Below are 15,815 nucleotides of genomic sequence, written 5' to 3'. Positions count from 1 at the left end.
ACTCAGCTGTCCATGTGATCTTTGTCTGCTCGACGGACCAATCATTCAATAAAAACCACCGTCCACTGTGGGAGCGAGCTTGCTCGCGATAGCGGTGTCACGTTCAACAGAGATGTCGACTGTGCCACCGTCATCGCGAGCAAGCCCGCTCCCACAGTTCGATTCAATGTCCGCCCACCACCATATGGCTGAACGGCGCGACGTAGGCCTGCAACGTCACCAGCCCGCCGACCAGAATCGCCAGCACAATCGAGTGGAAGAACACGTAGCGCAGGATTTCCCCTTCATGGCCGTACCAGCGGGTGGCGGTGGAGGCGACCACGATCGACTGGGCGTCGACCATCTTGCCCATGACCCCGCCGGAACTGTTGGCGGCGGCCATCAACACCGGGCTGATTCCCAGTTGCTCGGACGTCACCCGTTGCAGGCCGCCGAACAGCACGTTGGACGCGGTGTCCGAGCCGGTCAGCGCCACGCCGAGCCAGCCGAGCAGGGTGCCGAACATCGGGTAGAAAATGCCCGTCGCGGCGAAGGCCAGGCCCATGGTCGCATCCAGGCCCGAGTAGCGCGTGAGAAAGCCCAGGGCGAGCATCGCCACAATGGTGATCAGCGAGTAACGCACTACCCACAAAGTGCGCAGGTACTGGTGAATCAGTTGCGGGATCGAGTACCCCATCAGCAAGCCGCCGACAATCGCCGCCAGCAGAATGCCGCTGCCGGTGGAGGTGAACCAGGTGAACTTGTACACCGCCTCCTCGGTTTTCGGCGCGGCCACCACGGGCGGGACTTTCTCGATCTGCAAATGCAGGGTGTTGAAGGTCACGACCGGCGCAAACAGCGGGTTGGCTTCGCGCATCGGCTTGCCCTGCGGATCGAGCTTGACGGCACTGGTTTGCGGGTCGATGGCAGGGCGGGTGTCGAAGGTGTTCTTGAAACCCTGGGTGCCCCAGATGAACACGAAGACCGTCAGGATGATCCACGGCATCCACGCCCGCATCACCGCCGGTTTCGCCTCGCTGGCAAAGGTTGCAGTGGGTACGGGCTTTTCGTCGTGCTCGACATCGATCTTCGAGTTGTCGACCCGGCCGGACAGGGCGGCGGAGGTGTGCACGGTGGCCGGTTTCCAGACCTTGAGGAAACCGGTCAGGCAGGCCATGGAAATCAGCGCGGCGATCACATCCACCAGCATGGGCCCGTGATAGTTCGACACGAGGAACTGCGGAATGGCAAAACTGACCCCGGCCACCAGGATCGCCGGCCAGATCTCCAGCATCTTGCGCCAGCCGGCAAAGGCCCAGATCAGCCAGAACGGCACCAGCACCGAGAAGAAGGGCAACTGCCGACCGACCATCATCGACAGCTCCATCTCATCCAGCCCCGTGACCTTGGCCAGGGTGATGATCGGCGTGCCGAGGGCGCCGAATGCCACCGGCGCGGTGTTGGCGATCAGCGCCAGCCCCGAGGCGGCAAGCGGAGAGAAGCCGAGCCCGATGAGAATCGCCCCGGTCACTGCCACCGGCGTACCGAAACCGGCCGCGCCTTCGAAAAACGCACCGAAGCAGAAGGCGATCAGGAGCAATTGCAGACGCCGGTCATCGGTGATGCGCGCCAGGGAGTCTTGCAGCACCTTGAACGAACCGTTCTCGGTGGTCAGGCGGTGCAGGAAGATGATGTTCAACACGATCCAGCCAATCGGCAGCAAACCGTTGGCTGCACCGAACAGCGCCGCGGAACCGGCCATGTTCGCCGGCATGCCGAAGGCGAAGATCGAGATCAGCAAGGCCGAGACCAGGGCGAGCAGCGCCGCCAGGTGCGCCTTGATATGGAAAAACGCGAGGGACGCCAGCATCACCACCACCGGCACAGCCGCCATGAGCGTTGAAAGCACCGGGTTACCGAACGGATCGTAGACTTGCTGCCAGACCATGTTCCACCTCTGCTTTTTATTGTTGGACGTGCAGATCCCCTGGAGGGGAGGTGGCCTTGAGTATAGGAGGCATTGCGCCGCTGTCAGGCCAGGCCCTCCGGTCCAGCGGGGCGGCGCATTCCAGAGGCCTGAGCTAGCATGGCCAGTAGGGTTTGAATCCAGTCAGGGGAGGAATGCAGTCATGACCGAGCGCCATATAGAGCATAAGGAGACGCTATCGAACGGATGCAAAATCAAAGTCACCGCCGAGATATTGAAAGACGGTTCGTTGGGCATGTTTATCGGTGTCTACAAGCCGGACGGCTCGGTCATCGACGAAAACCACGACCCACGGCCGCACATGCTGGACATGGAGGCGGCGATGGATTGGGGAATCGATATTGCGAGGGGCACTGGCAATAGCCAGCGAACGTTGTGAGCGGTTGTGCTGACGTCATCCTTGTGTCTGCGGAAAAGATCGCAGCCTGCGGCAGCTCCTACAGGGTGTACGGCGCTCTTTGTAGGAGCTGCCGAAGGCTGCGATCTTTTCGCTGTTAATGCTTGAACATCACATGCCGCACAACGGTGTAATCCTCCAGCCCATACATGGACATGTCCTTGCCATACCCGGACAACTTCTGACCGCCATGAGGCATTTCGCTGACCAGCATGAAGTGCGTATTGACCCAGGTGCAGCCGTACTGCAAGCGCGCTGACAGGCGATGGGCGCGGCCGACGTCGGCGGTCCACACTGAAGAGGCCAGGCCGTAGTCCGAGTCGTTGGCCCAGCCCAGCACCTGCGCTTCATCGCTGAACCTGGTCACCGACACCACCGGCCCGAACACTTCGCGCCGCACGATTTCGTCATCCTGCTGGGCGTCGGCCAGCACCGTTGGTTCGAAGAAGAAACCATTGCCGTCCACCGCTTTACCGCCGGTGATCAGGCGAATGTGCGGCTGGGCGATGGCGCGTTCGACGAAACCGGCGACGCGGTCGCGGTGTTGTGCGGTGATCAGCGGGCCGAGTTCGGTCGACGGATCGTCCTGCAAGCCGTACTTGATGCTGCTGACGGCGGCACCGAGTTTCTCGACGAATTTCTCGTAGATGCCTTCCTGCGCGTAGATGCGGCAGGCGGCGGTGCAGTCCTGGCCGGCGTTGTAGAACCCGAAGGTGCGGATGCCTTCGACGGCCGCGTCGATGTCGGCGTCGTCGAAGATGATCACCGGGGCCTTGCCGCCCAGTTCCATGTGCATGCGTTTGACGCTGTCGGCGGTGCTGGAAATGATGTTCGAGCCGGTGGCGATCGAACCGGTCAGCGACACCATGCGCACTTTCGGGTGGGTGACCAGCGGGCTGCCGACGCTAGGACCACGGCCGAACACCAGGTTGAGCACGCCGGCCGGGAAGATGTCTGACGCCAGTTCGGCCAGGCGTAGCGCAGTCAGCGGGGTCTGTTCCGACGGTTTGAGCACCACGGTATTACCGGCGGCCAGGGCCGGGGCGATTTTCCAGGCGACCATCATCAGCGGGTAGTTCCACGGCGCGATGGAGGCGATCACGCCCACCGGGTCGCGGCGGATCATCGAGGTGTGGCCCGGCAGGTATTCGCCACCGGCCGAGCCGCTCATGCAGCGGCTGGCGCCGGCAAAGAAGCGGAACACGTCGGCAATCGCCGGGATCTCGTCGTTCAGCGCGGCGCTGTAAGGCTTGCCGCAGTTGTCCGATTCCAGTTTGGCCAGCTCTTCGCCGTGGGCCTCGATGGCATCGGCGAGTTTGAGCAGCAGCAGCGAACGCTCTTTCGGCGGGGTCTGCGACCAGCTGTCGAAGGCGGCGTCGGCGGCACGCACGGCGGCATCGACCTGGGCTTCGCTGGCTTCGTTGATTTCCACCAGCACACGACCCAGCGCAGGGTTGAACACCGGTTGGGCGGGGCCTTCGCCGACTTGCAGTTGGCCGTTGATCAAGAGTTTGGTTTGCATGGCGTTGTCCTCTTCGGAACTGTTGTTTTTTCTCTGTGGAAACCGGCCAAAATGTGGGAGCGGGCTTGCTCGCGAAAGCGGTTTATCAGTCGCCATCATTGTTGAATGTGATGGCCTCTTCGCGAGCAAGCCCGCTCCCACAGGACTCGGTTTCCATATTGGGGATTGAGTTGTCAGTCAGGTGTCACGGCTGTTGCAGCGACGCGCCGGAAACCTTGGCCGCCTTGGTGTTCGGCCTGGAAAACTTCCACGCATCGCCCGCCGGCGCCGTGCCTTTGTCGTAAGGCTTGCCCAGCAGCATGTAGACCAGGCCGGCACCCATTACCACCAGGGTGGTCAGGATCATCGAATAGTTGATGTACCACGGCGCGTCCGGCGAACGTGGCCAGACCATATTGATGATGGCGCACACGCCATAGACCAGCGCGGCGAGGTTCACCCACAGGCCCCAGGCACCGAGGGTGAATTGGCCGTTCGGACGCCAGCCCTTGGCGCGGGCGATCAGGGCAGCCACCACGATCAACTGGAACGCCACATAGATACCAATCGCTGCGAAGCCGACGATGGTCGCCACGGCATCGGCCATGAACATCCCCAGGCAGACGATGGCGGCGGGCACCAGGCCGCTGACCACCAACGCAAACGACGGCACATGGTTAGCCGAGAGGCGTTTGAACAGCGAACTGCCAACGATCATTTCGTCCCGGGCATAGGCGAACAACAGTCGGCTGGCCGCCGCTTGCAGGCTCAACACGCAGGAAATGAACGAGACCATCACCACGGCCATGACCAGGCGCGAGCCCACCGGGCCGAATGCGTTGGCGAGGATGGTGGCGACCGGATCGGTGTCTTCACCGGCCAGCACCTTGGCCATGTCCGGCACCGAGAGAATCAGTGCCAGGCAGGCGAACATCGCCGCCGCGCCACCGATGTAGATGGTCATGCGCATGGCCTTGGGAATGCGCTTGCCCGGGTTCGGGGTTTCCTCGGCCACATCGCCGCAGGCCTCGAAGCCGTAGTACTGGAACAGACCCGCCAGGGACGCCGCGAGGAACGCCGGCAGGTACGAACCGTTGACTTGCAGGTTGAAGGTGTCGAACAGCACGCTGAACGGCTGGTGGCGCTCGAAAATCAACAGGTAGCCGCCCACCAGAATCGCGCCGACCAGTTCGCAGAGGAAACCGAACATCGCCACCCGGGCCAGCAGCTTGGTGCCCACCAGGTTGAGCGCGGTCGAAAGCAGGATGATGCCCAGGGCAATATAGATATTCGCCTCGGGTCCGGGGTGGAAGCCCATCATGATTGCCAGGTACGGTCCGGCACCCACGGCGACGCCGGCGATGGTCGCGCACAGCGCCCAGGCATATACCCAGCCAACCATCCACGCCCAGCGCTTGCCCACCAGGCGACGGGCCCAAGGGTAAACACCACCGGAAATCGGGAACTGCGAAACCACTTCCCCGAAGATCAGGCACACCAGCATTTGCCCGGCGCCGATCAACAGGTACGACCAGAACATCGGCGGGCCGCCGGCAGCCAGGCACAGGCCGAACAGGGTGTAGACGCCGACCACCGGCGACAGGTAGGTAAAGCCCAGGGAGAAGTTCTCCCACAGGCTCATGCTGCGATTGAAATCCGAGCTGTAGCCGAGGGCGCGCAGTTGTTCCGCGTCTTGATCGGCGCTGCTGCTTGCACGCGTGTTGGATGAGCCACTCATTTTATTTCCTCATTATCAATGGCAGTGGATGGCAAGGTGGGCGGGTTGAATCGCCCGTGCCCGTTTCGGGCTTTTTGTTGTAGGTACTGCGCAGATCCAGTGTGGGGGCGAGCGGGCTCGCTCCCACAAAAGCGTGCACTCAAGCCTGTTTGCGCGGCTCGCTGTCACGCCCGTCGTCATACTGCGAAAGCCACGCCACCGCCGCATCGCGGTAGCGGCTGAAGCCCTTGTAGTCGACCAATTGCTGATTCAGGTCGCGCAACACCCGGTGCATGCGCCGGGCCCATGCCGGGTTGGTGGCGATGTCTTCAAGGCTGAGCAGGTAGGTGCGGATCGGGAATACGATCGCGTTGCTGCGGGGCAAGCGGTGCAGCGGTTGTAGCTCGATGCGCAGGTACACCAGCTTGCCGGCGTTTTCGGCGGTCACGAGGGTACGGTCCGGTGCCCATTCCGGCAGGCTTTCGGCCGAGACTTCAAGGCGCGGGTTGACGGTCAGCGACCAGTTCAGGCGACGCACCGGGTGGCCGGTGCGCAGGCGCAGAAGGAACTTGAGGGCACGGTCGAGCATGCCGATTTCCTTCACCAGCGGCACCGGGCCGTGGAATTCTTCCCAGCTCATGCCGAGGTTGAAGCGCAGCGAATAATCGGCGCGCTGGGTGGCGATGCCTGCGCCCCAGTAGAGGGTGCCGTCGCGTTCTTCCTGTAACACCCAGTCGCCCTGGGCCTGGCGGGTCACGTACTCCATCGGCTCATAGGGCAGGGTCGCCGGGTCGCCGAAGGTGAAGTGGTCGTCGATGTTCAGCAGCCGGTTGGTCCAGTGCCACTGCCGGCCTTCACGGGCCAGGCTGAAGTACTGCGGATAGTCGCGGGCGTAGGACTCCATGATCAGTTCGAGCAGGTCCCACTGCGCCTCCATCATGTGCGGCGCCGAGACGTAGTGCATGCCCGGGTCCTTCTCCAGGGTGATGGCGCGATCACGGCATTCGCTGATGTAGTGCTCGTCGATGTCGAACGCGGCACGGAACGCGCCGTCGCCCACCGAGACATGCGGCTCGAGGTTCATCGAGTACATGTAGTCGTCATCGGGAAACGGGAAGGGCGCGCGGGCGATGGTTTCCGGGCGGTTGGCGAAGGTGTAGTCGTCGCGATAGGTTTCGTCGCGGTTGAAGGTGATTGTCATTGTTATGTCTTCCGTCGATCAGAGGTCGATGACCAGGCGATTGCATTCGGCGCGGGATACGCAGGGCATGATTTTCTTGCCGCTGGCCTTGTCTTCGTCGGACAGCCAGTCGTCGGTGTGGAGCAACTCGCCGTCCAGTTCCAGGACGGCGGTTTCGCAGTGGCCACAAGCGCCGCCGCGGCACAGGTAAGGCATGCTGAAACCGGCGGCTTCCACCGCTTCGAGCATGGTCTGGTCAGGCGAGACTTCGATGGTCGTGCCGCTACGGCCGAGGGTGAAGCTGAAGGCCTCGCCGCCGCTGCTTTGCTCAAGGAAACGCTCGTAGTGCACGTGGCTTTCAGTCCAGCCCAGATCGCGGGCACAGGCCAGGGTGGCGTCGATCATGCTGTCCGGGCCACACACGTAGACATGGCTGCCCAGCGGGCGGTCAGCGAGAATCCGGCCGATCTCCATGCGCGATTCCACGCCTTTGCGGTACAGGTGGACCTGCTCGCCAAAGGTCGCCTGCAGCTCCTTGCCCAGTTGCGCATGTTCTTCACCGCGCACGGCGTAATGCAGTTCGAACGGCACGTTGCTCAGGCGCAGTTCTTCCAGTTGGGAAATCACCGGCGTGATACCGACACCGCCGGCAATGAACAGGTGCAGGCGCGCTTGCTTGATCAGCGGGAACAGGTTGACCGGTGGCGTGACCTCGATCAGGTCGCCTTCGTTGACGTTGTCGTGCAGCGCCACCGAACCTCCGCGACCGCTGTCGACGCGGCGCACGGCAATCTGATAACTGCTGGTGTCGTAGGGCGAACTGAGCAGCGAATAGGGGTTGCGCAAGGTCTTGTCCGGATTGGCGACCAGCACCACCACATGGCTGCCACCGGAGAATGCCGGCAGGTGTTCGCCGCTCGGCGAGACCAGGGTGAAGCGCTTGATTTCCGGGGTTACCGATTCGATGCGGGCCACGCGCAGGTTCAGGGTTCCGTTGTTCTGGCTCATGTATCGAGCTCCTCGGCTGGCGGCAATTCTCCCGGTACTTCGGCGTCGGCCTTGACCGCCTGAAACGCCGCCAATCGCCGGGAATAGTGATCGCGCACCACCAGCGTCAGGCTGCAACCGGGGCAGTCATAGACGCGTTGGGTGACGTTTTCGGTGTAGGTGTCGCAGTGCACGCACCACACTCGCCGCACCAGCGTGCCGGAGTGCTCGCGCAGCACTTCATCGCGATTGAGGTCGAAGCGGGTGGCCACTTGCATGGCGCTGCCCAGGAAACTTTCGGAGCCTGCGAGGTACAGTCGGGTGCCCATGTGCGCAGCAGACAGCAGGTCGTTCAGGTCATCGATCAATGCCTGGTTGCTGGCATACGGACGCAGCTCGTGGTCCGGGTAGCGCTGCAGGTCGGTCAGAAAGTCCTGGCCGGAAAACGACTCTTTGGAGTACAGCAAGGTGATGGGGCCATCCAGCCCGGTCATCTCGTCCAGCAAGCGCAACATGGCGCGACCGCCACTGCCTTGACCGGCGATGATGTGCCGCCTGCCTCCCGGCAAGGGTTGCAGCCGGTCATAGACTGGCCGGCTTTTGATCCCGGTGATCAACATTATTATTTTTCCTCCTGGCTACCGGCGCGCCGAATGAACGTCGGCCTTGATGCAAAAGCCCAATAACGATGGGTTGCCGATAGCAGGAGCACAGGTCGTGCCAGTTATTCAAACTGTTGAATTAAAAGGATTTATTTTGGTTTGTTGGTTGGAAGATAGGCAAGAGTAGCCAGGTGTGTAGGCGTTTTTGCAGCAGTCAGGCGAAATCGAACAACCCACAATCCTTGTGGGAGCGAGCCTGCTCGCGAAAGCGCCAGACCTGACGACGCGATGCCGACTGACACTGCCTCTTCGCGAGCAGGCCCGCTCCCACAGGTTTTCCCACAGGGCTGAATGCCGGGCGCATCAATCGCGCTGCAACTTACGGATCAGCGTGCCGATGTCGATGCCCAGATGCTGAGCGGCCTTGCGCTTGCTGCCGCACAAGCCGACCGCCTGGAGGATGACCTGGCGCTCGAACTGTTGAACCTGAAGTTTGAGATTCTGCTCGGGATTGTCTGGCGTGCTGTCGTCGATGACCGACGGTTGCAACCGCTGTGGCGGGCGAGGTGCCTCGAGCAGTTCCGGCGGCAGATGATGTTCCTGCGCTTCATCGTCGGCGAGCACCGCCAGCCGTTCGAAGATGTTCACCAGTTCGCGAATGTTACCCGGGAAGTCGTAGCTCAGCAGGCGTCGGCGGCAACCGGCGGACAGGCTCAGCGAGGGCTCGCGATCACCGTTGATGCGGCTCAGCAGGATATCGATGAGGAAGGGTAAATCATCGCGATGCTGGCGCAGCGGAGGAATTTCCACCGGCAGCACCGCCAGGCGATAGTAAAGGTCGGCGCGGAATTCGCCGGTGCTCACCAGGTGTCGCAAGTCCTTGTTGGTGGCGGCAATGACCTGCACCTGTACGGTTTTGCTCAGGGGCGAGCCGACCGACTGGATCGTGCTGTCTTCGAGAAACTTCAACAGCTTGGCCTGCACGTGCAAGGGAATCTCGCCGATCTCGTCGAGAAACAAGGTGCCGCCCGAAGCCGCCTCGATGTAGCCCTGTTTGCCACCCTGCAACGCACCGGTAAAGGCGCCGCGCTCGTAGCCGAACATCTCCGACTCGAACAGGCTCTCGGGAATGCTGCCACAGTTGACGTGAATGAATGGCCTGTCACCCCAGCCCGCGGCGCGATGGATATGCCGGGCGATGGCGGTCTTGCCGACGCCGGGTTCACCCAGCAACAGCAACCGCGCGCGTCGGCGGAAAGCACGCACGCCGGTATCGGCGATGTTCGACAGCTGGGGTGACAAATGCAGGGCATTGTCCTGTGGGTCTCGCAGCCCCTGGGGCTCCGGCGGACGACTGCCCAGTGTCGGACGTCGTTGTGGCTGAGTGCCGTCGAAGTCTTTCTGGGTGAGCATCCTGAAGGGCTTTTCATAGGCTCCGGTGGGTATGGCGTGGGTGCTGCTGAGCAGCACCCGACCTTCCCGGGAGCGGGTCAGGGCACTGTTGCCGCCGCGATTGAGCGCTGTTTGCAGATCGTCGTAGTTCAAGGCCGAGCGCTGGAAAAACTCGTTTTCGGCCAAGCCTGTCGCTTGCTGCCTGGACAGTCGGTTGACGCGCTCGGCCGCCAGGTTGAGAAAGCGCACCCGGCCTTCGCTATCGGTGACGATCAGCGCCTCGCTGAAGCTGTCGAGCAGGGCGTGCAATGCCGGAGTCTCCAATAAGGCGCTGAGCACTTCGCTACTGACATTGACCGACGAGCGCATGCCCATCTGCATCGTCGGGGGCAGGTTCTTGTCTTTCATGGATGCAGCTCTTCGACGCGGCGCACACCCTGGCGGCTTTCGCGCAGCACGGCGACGCGCCAGGCCACGCCTTCGCGAATCAGGATGCGCGAACAATGCACATTGAAGCTGCGTTCACGACCGCTCAGGTCCGGCAGCGGCAGCGTATGCCAGGTGCGCTCAGGTAGCCCGTTGTCCAGCAACAGGCGTGCGATACCGGCGCCATGGGTGATGCCAAAGGTTTCCTCGAACGCTGCGTTGCGCCATTGCGGTTGCAGGTGTTCATCGATCACCAGCACCGCATCCGGCACCGCGTCGAACACGCGGCGCAAGGCATCGATGCGCTGCTCGGCATCATGCTGCATGCGCAGTTCCTGACTGACGTCGCGGATGCTGCCCCACATGCGCAGCAGGTGACCATTGACGATGGTCGCCCGCACATCGTTCTCGACGTAGGCCGGCGAGCCGTCGTGGCGGCGATCCACCGACAGTGCGCAGTCGACATGGAAGCCGGCCTCGATCAATCGCCTCACGAACTCTTCATTGGCGGGGCTGCGAGGCCAATACAGGCGAACCGGTTGCTGGTTGAAATCGACGTCCGATGGCATCTCGTAGACGTCGGCCATGGCACGGTTGCACAAGCGCCAGTGGGAGTCGTTTTCGAACACCTGGCGGACAATCTCGTCCGGTGAATGGTTGATGTCCACCGCCTCGGCGAACTCGATGCACCAGTACGCGACCTTGGCGCTTTGCAGCATCTGGCTCATCACTTCATTGGCGTTGTGCATTTCCCGCAAACGATGACCCAGGGCGCCTAGCGGAACCTTCAGCAAATGCAAGCGCGCCGGCTGTACCGAGCGCCATTCCAGCAGGCCACAAGCAACCACGTGCAGCAGACCGCCGTTGTGGCGAATCAGGGTCAATTCCAGGCTGGGTACCTGCTCGTCCGCCGGTGGGTTGGCGAACAACGCCTGCAAGGTGCGAACGGAATCGACGTTGAAAATGCGTTCAATCGGTTGATTGAGCAGTTCTTCGGCTGCGTAGCCCAACTGATCGCTGAGGCTGGCTGACAAGTGGACAAGGTGCCCGTCCATGCTCAGGGTGCTGGTCAAGGGGTGCGCTTTATGGGCCAGTAAATTCAGGATGTCCATCGGTCGATCGGCTCGATTTGGCTTAAGGGCGAATACAGGCACTGGCATATCGCGTGCCAACAAAAAAGCCTTCAAACAGTGATGTTTGAAGGCTTCTGGATATTAGATGCTGTGAGAATGCAGCAAAGTGTGCATTTTTGCAGCGTATGGACAAGCTTAGTTCGTGCGCAGCGACGCGGGCTTACCGGTGGTCGCCGTCAGAATCCGAAGACGCGGGCCGAGCTTTTTGCCAGCTCGACATCCAGCAAATGCTCGGCCAGCACGTCATTCAAAAAGCGGAACTGATCATTGAGCCCGACCACTTCGTTACTGAAGTGATGATCGGCTGAAGGGATCAACAGCGCTTCGAACTTCTCGTCGAACAGCAGAGTCAATTCTTTACGTGACTCGAATTTCTGCGCGTAGAAATTGTTGCCGAACAGCGGAAAACGCACGGCGAGGGAGACGGTGTGCATCATGAAGTTTGCTCCTCGCTCAGGACGTACCAGGCAAACACACTCAATGTGAACGCCGTCAGGGCCAGGCAGGTCAGCAGATGGATCAGCATGAGGTTTCCCTCCGATTCGGGGTTTCGTGTTGGCTTGGGATCGATCCTACGCTGACGGCGTTCAAGCGGAAGGCAATCGCGGCGATGGTGAATATCGACGCAAGTGATGGTGGTTTTTGTGCTGTCTGCTCTGGCCCCTTCGCGAGCAAGCCCGCTCCCACAATGTTTTGTGCTTGCCACATGATCCGGGCACGACACGCAACCTGTGGGAGCGGGCTTGCCCGCGAAGAGGGCCCCAAAAGTGCCGCCGGATGTCGGCCATGCACATGCCGCGACCTATACTTGAATCATGGTTTTCGAGTGCTGGACATCCCGCCCGGTGCACACTTCAGGAAGCCGCCATCTTGAACCTGCGTTCGCTGATCATTGCCGTGCTGGTGGTGCTGGCAGGGTGCGCCACGCCGCCCCGTGCGCCAGTGGAAGTGGCGCCGGTCATCGTTCCCGCCAGCACCTGGCAACAGGTGGACCGGGAGATCGTCGCCGCGTCGCAGTCGGCCACCGAACAGACCCGAATCTACGCCCGTGGCGCCATGGAATACTGGCGTACGCGGGTCTATGAACTGACCGAAGAAAATTTCATTCCGTGGTTCAGCAGCTACTGGACCCAGGAATGGCTGTCGATGAAGGTCAGCTGGTACAACATCAGCGCCAAGGGTGAGCAGGATGCCTCGGCCAAGCGCCTGGCGGCGTATCTGCTCGAAGCTTATCAGGAGAAGGTCCTGGCCCCGGTGGCGGCGGAAATCGATCCCGATGCGATTCTTAGCCTGGCAGCGGCGTTCTACGTCGACATCCTCAAGGAAGAGCTGCAGAAAATCTCCACCCGCCATGGGGTGCCGATGGCCCAGCTCAATGGGCGCATCCAGAAAATCCCGGCCATTGCCCTCGGGCCGCCGCCGGCGCGGGACGCCTCGTTGTACCAGATCGTGCACACCGAATCGCTGAACTCATTGCCGGCCTACACCGCGTTGCTTGACAAAGTCCATAAGGCCGGCGGTGACAGGGGCGTGGGTTCGACCGACACCGCGATGGCGCCGGTGGCCAAGCGCGCCAGCCAGCGTATGGAAGCCGAGATGGCCCCGCGCGGGGCCGCCAGTGCCGTGGCCGCCGCCGCGGGGAGACTCGCCGGCGGCTTGATCACCGTCGGTGTGGCGGCCATTCGCGCGATGATTCAGGCCAATGACAGGCCCGACAGCGAGGCGCTGATCCGCAGCAGCCTGGGCAACACCTTCGACAAGGCCTGGATCAAGCTGGTGCAGAACCCGACCACCGGCGTCATGGCCGGCACGCTTTACATGGCGGGGCAGATCGAAGGGAGTCTGGGCGGCGGTGCACAACCGCCGGTCGGTTTGAGTGCCGGCACTGTCGATTGGACGCCGGGGCAACCGACTACCCAGCAGAACACCCCATGATCCAAGGAGAAACACTCATGTCTTATGTCGATGGTTTTATCGCTGCCGTACCCACCGCCAACCGTGGGCAATACCTCAAGCACGCTCAGATCGCCGCCTCGGTCTTCAAGGAAAACGGTGCCTTGAGCGTGGTCGAATGCTGGGGCGAGGACGTGCCGGAAGGCAAGGTCACCTCGTTCCCGATGTCGGTTAAGCTCAAGGAGGGCGAAACCGTTGCCTTCGGCTGGATCATCTGGCCGGACAAGGCCACCCGCAATGCCGGGATGGACAAGATGATGCAGGACCCGCGCATGAAGCCGGAGGTCAATCCGATGCCCTTCGATGGCCAGCGCATGGTGTACGGCGGGTTTGAAGTACTCCTCACGGCTTGATGCCGGACGCGGGATCACTCCGGCGTCGGGGTGATCCTGCAACTCTTGCGCTCGCGGATCTCGTCATCCGTCGGCCGCTCGCGGATGAACTCGAAGCGCGGCTCACCTTCGCTGTAATGCACCAGCCAGCCCCATTCCAGCTGGAGTTCATCCTGGCCTGGCGCGGGCGGTCTGGCCCACCATGGCTCTTTGCTGATGATCTTTCGCATGGTCCCCCCTCCGGTTTTGGGATGCCAGAACTATAACGCGCCTAGAGGACGTTGCCAGAAATCCGCTGGCCGGCAGGCGGGTGTTGAGTACACTCAGACAGTCTTCCCACAAGGAGTGCGGCATGAACGATGAAACCCGCGAGCCGATCAAGCGTCTGTTCTTTGCGCTGGACTGCGCCCCGGCCCAGCGCCGGGAGATCGCCCAGTGGCGCAGCGCGCTGCAGCTGCGCAACGGACGACCGGTGCCGGCGGACAACTTTCACCTGACGCTGAAGTTTTTGGGCGCGGTGGGTGTGGCGCAGATCGCCGAGCTCTGCACCGCAGCGGCGTCCATCCGCACGCCGGGCGAGCGCTTGACGGTGGAGCTTGACCGGCTGGACGTATGGCGCAGGGCGGGGGCGTTGGTGCTCGCGCCACAGCAGGCGCCCCCGGCATTGCTGCGTCTGGTCTATGCCCTGGAACAGGCGATGTTGCCGTTCGGGCTGGAGCAGGCCCCAAGGGAGTATCGCCCGCACCTGACCCTGGCGCGCGATTATCGGGCACCGGTGCCGGAGTCCCCGACCGCGCCGCAATTCTTCCTGCATGCCGAGCGCTTCACCCTGTTCGAATCCCACAAGGGCCGTTATCGGGCGCTGGCTGAATGGCCGTTGATTGATCCATAAAAAAAGGCGCCCGAGGGCGCCAAATTCACCTGAACCGAGGGAGCCAGGTGAGGCCGTTCTACTTGCAGGAGAGGCAGCGGTGGTAAGGCGCTGCGTGAACGGAAAAGGTTTGAACATCCAACACATCAATCTGTGTAGGAGCTGCCGCAGGCTGCGATCTTTTGATTTTGCTCTTCAAGATCAAAAGATCGCAGCCTGCGGCAGCTCCTACAAAAGCGGGTGGGTTACTGGCCGAGTTTCACCTTGGTCCAGCCTCGGGTCATGATCCGCTGGGTGGCGATCGGCTGGTCCGGTACGGCATAGAGCGTGGCCATCACCGCTTCCGACGGGTAGGAACCTGGTTCGTTGCGGATCGCTTCATCGACCAGTGGCGTGGCCGCCGCGTTGGCGTTGCTGTAGCCGATGTTGTTGGTGATGTCGGCGATCACGTCGGGGCGCATCAGGAAGTTCATGAATAGGTACGCGTTCTCGACGTTGGCGGCATCGCGCGGCATCGCGAGCATGTCGTAGAAACTGGCGGCGCCTTCTTTCGGGATGCTGTAGTCGATCTTCACCTTGTCCCCGGCTTCCTGGGCGCGGGCCTTGGCCTGCAGCACGTCGCCGGAGTAACCGACGGCCACGCAGATGTTGCCGTTGGCCAGGTCCGAGATGTATTTCGACGAATGGAAGTACGCCACGTTCGGGCGAATTTTCATGAACAGCGCCTGGGCTTGGGCGATGTGCTGTTTATCCTGATCGTTCACCGGGTAGCCCAGATAGTGCAGGGCGGTCGGGATCATTTCGGTCGGCGAGTCGAGGAAGCTGATGCCGCAGGCCTTGAGCTTCTCGGCGTTTTCCGGTTTGAACAGCAGGTCCCAGGAGTTGGTCGGGGCGTTGGCGCCGAGCACTTCCTTGACCTTGGCCGGGTTGAAGCCGATGCCGATCGAGCCCCACATGTACGGGATTGCGTGAGCGTTGTCGGGATCGCTCGCGGAGGCGTTTTTCAGCAGCACCGGATTGAGGTTGTTCCAGTTCGGCAGCTTCGATTTGTCCAGCGTCTGGTAGACGCCGGCCTTGATCTGCTTGGCCAGGAAACTGTTGGACGGCACGACGATGTCGTAGCCGGATTTGCCCGCCAGCAGGCGAGCTTCGAGGGTTTCGTTGCTGTCGAACACATCGTAGGTCACCTGGATGCCGGTCTCGTCTTCGAACTTCTTGACGGTGTCCGGGCCAATGTAATCCGACCAGTTGTAGACGCGCAGAACCTTGTCATTGGCCTGGGCGCCAGTGGCGATCGCGCCCAATAAGGACAGTGTCAGCAGAGTCCTGCCAAACATTTTCATCGGTACAACTCCATT

15 protein-coding genes are annotated in these 15,815 nt (G+C 61.8%); 4 read left to right on the top strand and 11 right to left on the bottom strand.

What is annotated here, in order from left to right:
- Positions 1 to 163 precede the first annotated feature (163 nt).
- Complete coding sequence (locus ACXX83_RS13000) at positions 164 to 1,927, bottom strand: L-lactate permease (RefSeq protein ID WP_407801896.1); 1,764 nt, start codon at positions 1,925 to 1,927, stop codon at positions 164 to 166.
- A gap of 181 nt (positions 1,928 to 2,108) precedes the next feature.
- Between ACXX83_RS13000 and ACXX83_RS12995 the strand changes: the two genes are divergently transcribed.
- Positions 2,109 to 2,345, top strand: coding sequence for a hypothetical protein (locus ACXX83_RS12995; protein ID WP_007975246.1), 237 nt, complete (start codon positions 2,109 to 2,111; stop codon positions 2,343 to 2,345).
- A gap of 115 nt (positions 2,346 to 2,460) precedes the next feature.
- Here ACXX83_RS12995 and ACXX83_RS12990 read toward each other — a convergent pair whose 3' ends face one another.
- From ACXX83_RS12990 to ACXX83_RS12955, 8 genes are all read right to left on the bottom strand, one after another.
- Positions 2,461 to 3,885: a gamma-aminobutyraldehyde dehydrogenase gene (locus ACXX83_RS12990; RefSeq protein ID WP_217837338.1), complete on the bottom strand. Its 1,425-nt coding sequence runs from the start codon at positions 3,883 to 3,885 to the stop codon at positions 2,461 to 2,463.
- Positions 3,886 to 4,069: 184 nt separating this feature from the next.
- Complete coding sequence (locus ACXX83_RS12985) at positions 4,070 to 5,602, bottom strand: APC family permease (protein WP_458548682.1); 1,533 nt, start codon at positions 5,600 to 5,602, stop codon at positions 4,070 to 4,072.
- Between the two features lie 139 nt (positions 5,603 to 5,741).
- Positions 5,742 to 6,782 (bottom strand): heme-dependent oxidative N-demethylase family protein, encoded by a 1,041-nt coding sequence (locus ACXX83_RS12980; RefSeq protein WP_458548681.1) that lies wholly within the window; start codon positions 6,780 to 6,782, stop codon positions 5,742 to 5,744.
- Positions 6,783 to 6,800: 18 nt separating this feature from the next.
- Entirely contained in the window at positions 6,801 to 7,769 is a 969-nt protein-coding gene (locus ACXX83_RS12975) for a PDR/VanB family oxidoreductase (protein WP_458548680.1), read from the bottom strand.
- Positions 7,766 to 8,368 carry a dimethylamine monooxygenase subunit DmmA family protein gene (locus ACXX83_RS12970; protein WP_217835528.1) on the bottom strand — a complete coding sequence of 201 codons (603 nt, stop codon included), beginning with the start codon at positions 8,366 to 8,368 and terminating at the stop codon, positions 7,766 to 7,768. Before ACXX83_RS12970 ends, ACXX83_RS12975 begins: the two co-directional genes overlap by 4 nt.
- A gap of 345 nt (positions 8,369 to 8,713) precedes the next feature.
- Positions 8,714 to 10,150, bottom strand: a complete 1,437-nt coding sequence (locus tag ACXX83_RS12965; protein ID WP_458548679.1) for a sigma-54 interaction domain-containing protein — start codon at positions 10,148 to 10,150, stop codon at positions 8,714 to 8,716.
- Positions 10,147 to 11,280 (bottom strand): PAS domain-containing protein, encoded by a 1,134-nt coding sequence (locus tag ACXX83_RS12960; protein ID WP_458548678.1) that lies wholly within the window; start codon positions 11,278 to 11,280, stop codon positions 10,147 to 10,149. The genes ACXX83_RS12965 and ACXX83_RS12960 overlap by 4 nt, the downstream gene beginning before the upstream one ends.
- 197 nt (positions 11,281 to 11,477) lie before the next feature.
- Positions 11,478 to 11,738 carry a hypothetical protein gene (locus tag ACXX83_RS12955; protein ID WP_217835525.1) on the bottom strand — a complete coding sequence of 87 codons (261 nt, stop codon included), beginning with the start codon at positions 11,736 to 11,738 and terminating at the stop codon, positions 11,478 to 11,480.
- 433 nt (positions 11,739 to 12,171) lie between these two features.
- Here ACXX83_RS12955 and ACXX83_RS12950 point away from each other — a divergent pair, with 433 nt between their 5' ends.
- Both ACXX83_RS12950 and ACXX83_RS12945 read left to right on the top strand, forming a co-directional pair.
- Positions 12,172 to 13,236 carry a hypothetical protein gene (locus ACXX83_RS12950; protein WP_015095589.1) on the top strand — a complete coding sequence of 355 codons (1,065 nt, stop codon included), beginning with the start codon at positions 12,172 to 12,174 and terminating at the stop codon, positions 13,234 to 13,236.
- A 17-nt stretch (positions 13,237 to 13,253) separates the two neighbouring features.
- Complete coding sequence (locus ACXX83_RS12945) at positions 13,254 to 13,607, top strand: DUF1428 domain-containing protein (protein WP_458548677.1); 354 nt, start codon at positions 13,254 to 13,256, stop codon at positions 13,605 to 13,607.
- A 14-nt stretch (positions 13,608 to 13,621) separates the two neighbouring features.
- Here ACXX83_RS12945 and ACXX83_RS12940 read toward each other — a convergent pair whose 3' ends face one another.
- On the bottom strand, positions 13,622 to 13,816 hold the full coding sequence (locus ACXX83_RS12940; RefSeq protein ID WP_458548676.1) for a hypothetical protein: 195 nt from the start codon (positions 13,814 to 13,816) through the stop codon (positions 13,622 to 13,624).
- 122 nt (positions 13,817 to 13,938) lie between these two features.
- Between ACXX83_RS12940 and thpR the strand changes: the two genes are divergently transcribed.
- Positions 13,939 to 14,478, top strand: a complete 540-nt coding sequence (gene thpR, locus ACXX83_RS12935) for an RNA 2',3'-cyclic phosphodiesterase (RefSeq protein WP_458548675.1) — start codon at positions 13,939 to 13,941, stop codon at positions 14,476 to 14,478.
- A 224-nt stretch (positions 14,479 to 14,702) separates the two neighbouring features.
- Here the strand turns inward: thpR and ACXX83_RS12930 are convergent, their stop codons facing one another.
- Positions 14,703 to 15,800 carry a polyamine ABC transporter substrate-binding protein gene (locus ACXX83_RS12930; RefSeq protein WP_458548674.1) on the bottom strand — a complete coding sequence of 366 codons (1,098 nt, stop codon included), beginning with the start codon at positions 15,798 to 15,800 and terminating at the stop codon, positions 14,703 to 14,705.
- Positions 15,801 to 15,815 lie beyond the last annotated feature (15 nt).

It is taken from the genome of Pseudomonas sp. GNP012 (assembly GCF_054343835.1).
This window is presented reverse-complemented; position numbering and strand designations above follow the sequence as displayed.

Bases quoted from the DNA above. Each gene is read 5' to 3' on its own strand.
- thpR (WP_458548675.1), top strand. From the start codon at position 13,939: ATGAACGATGAAACCCGCGAGCCGATCAAGCGTCTGTTCTTTGCGCTG.
- ACXX83_RS12970 (WP_217835528.1), bottom strand. From the start codon at position 8,368: ATGTTGATCACCGGGATCAAAAGCCGGCCAGTCTATGACCGGCTGCAA.
- ACXX83_RS12995 (WP_007975246.1), top strand. From the start codon at position 2,109: ATGACCGAGCGCCATATAGAGCATAAGGAGACGCTATCGAACGGATGC.
- ACXX83_RS12980 (WP_458548681.1), bottom strand. From the start codon at position 6,782: ATGACAATCACCTTCAACCGCGACGAAACCTATCGCGACGACTACACC.
- ACXX83_RS12930 (WP_458548674.1), bottom strand. From the start codon at position 15,800: ATGAAAATGTTTGGCAGGACTCTGCTGACACTGTCCTTATTGGGCGCG.
- ACXX83_RS12960 (WP_458548678.1), bottom strand. From the start codon at position 11,280: ATGGACATCCTGAATTTACTGGCCCATAAAGCGCACCCCTTGACCAGC.
- ACXX83_RS12945 (WP_458548677.1), top strand. From the start codon at position 13,254: ATGTCTTATGTCGATGGTTTTATCGCTGCCGTACCCACCGCCAACCGT.
- ACXX83_RS12990 (WP_217837338.1), bottom strand. From the start codon at position 3,885: ATGCAAACCAAACTCTTGATCAACGGCCAACTGCAAGTCGGCGAAGGC.
- ACXX83_RS12940 (WP_458548676.1), bottom strand. From the start codon at position 13,816: ATGCGAAAGATCATCAGCAAAGAGCCATGGTGGGCCAGACCGCCCGCG.
- ACXX83_RS12985 (WP_458548682.1), bottom strand. From the start codon at position 5,602: ATGAGTGGCTCATCCAACACGCGTGCAAGCAGCAGCGCCGATCAAGAC.
- ACXX83_RS13000 (WP_407801896.1), bottom strand. From the start codon at position 1,927: ATGGTCTGGCAGCAAGTCTACGATCCGTTCGGTAACCCGGTGCTTTCA.
- ACXX83_RS12955 (WP_217835525.1), bottom strand. From the start codon at position 11,738: ATGATGCACACCGTCTCCCTCGCCGTGCGTTTTCCGCTGTTCGGCAAC.
- ACXX83_RS12965 (WP_458548679.1), bottom strand. From the start codon at position 10,150: ATGAAAGACAAGAACCTGCCCCCGACGATGCAGATGGGCATGCGCTCG.
- ACXX83_RS12975 (WP_458548680.1), bottom strand. From the start codon at position 7,769: ATGAGCCAGAACAACGGAACCCTGAACCTGCGCGTGGCCCGCATCGAA.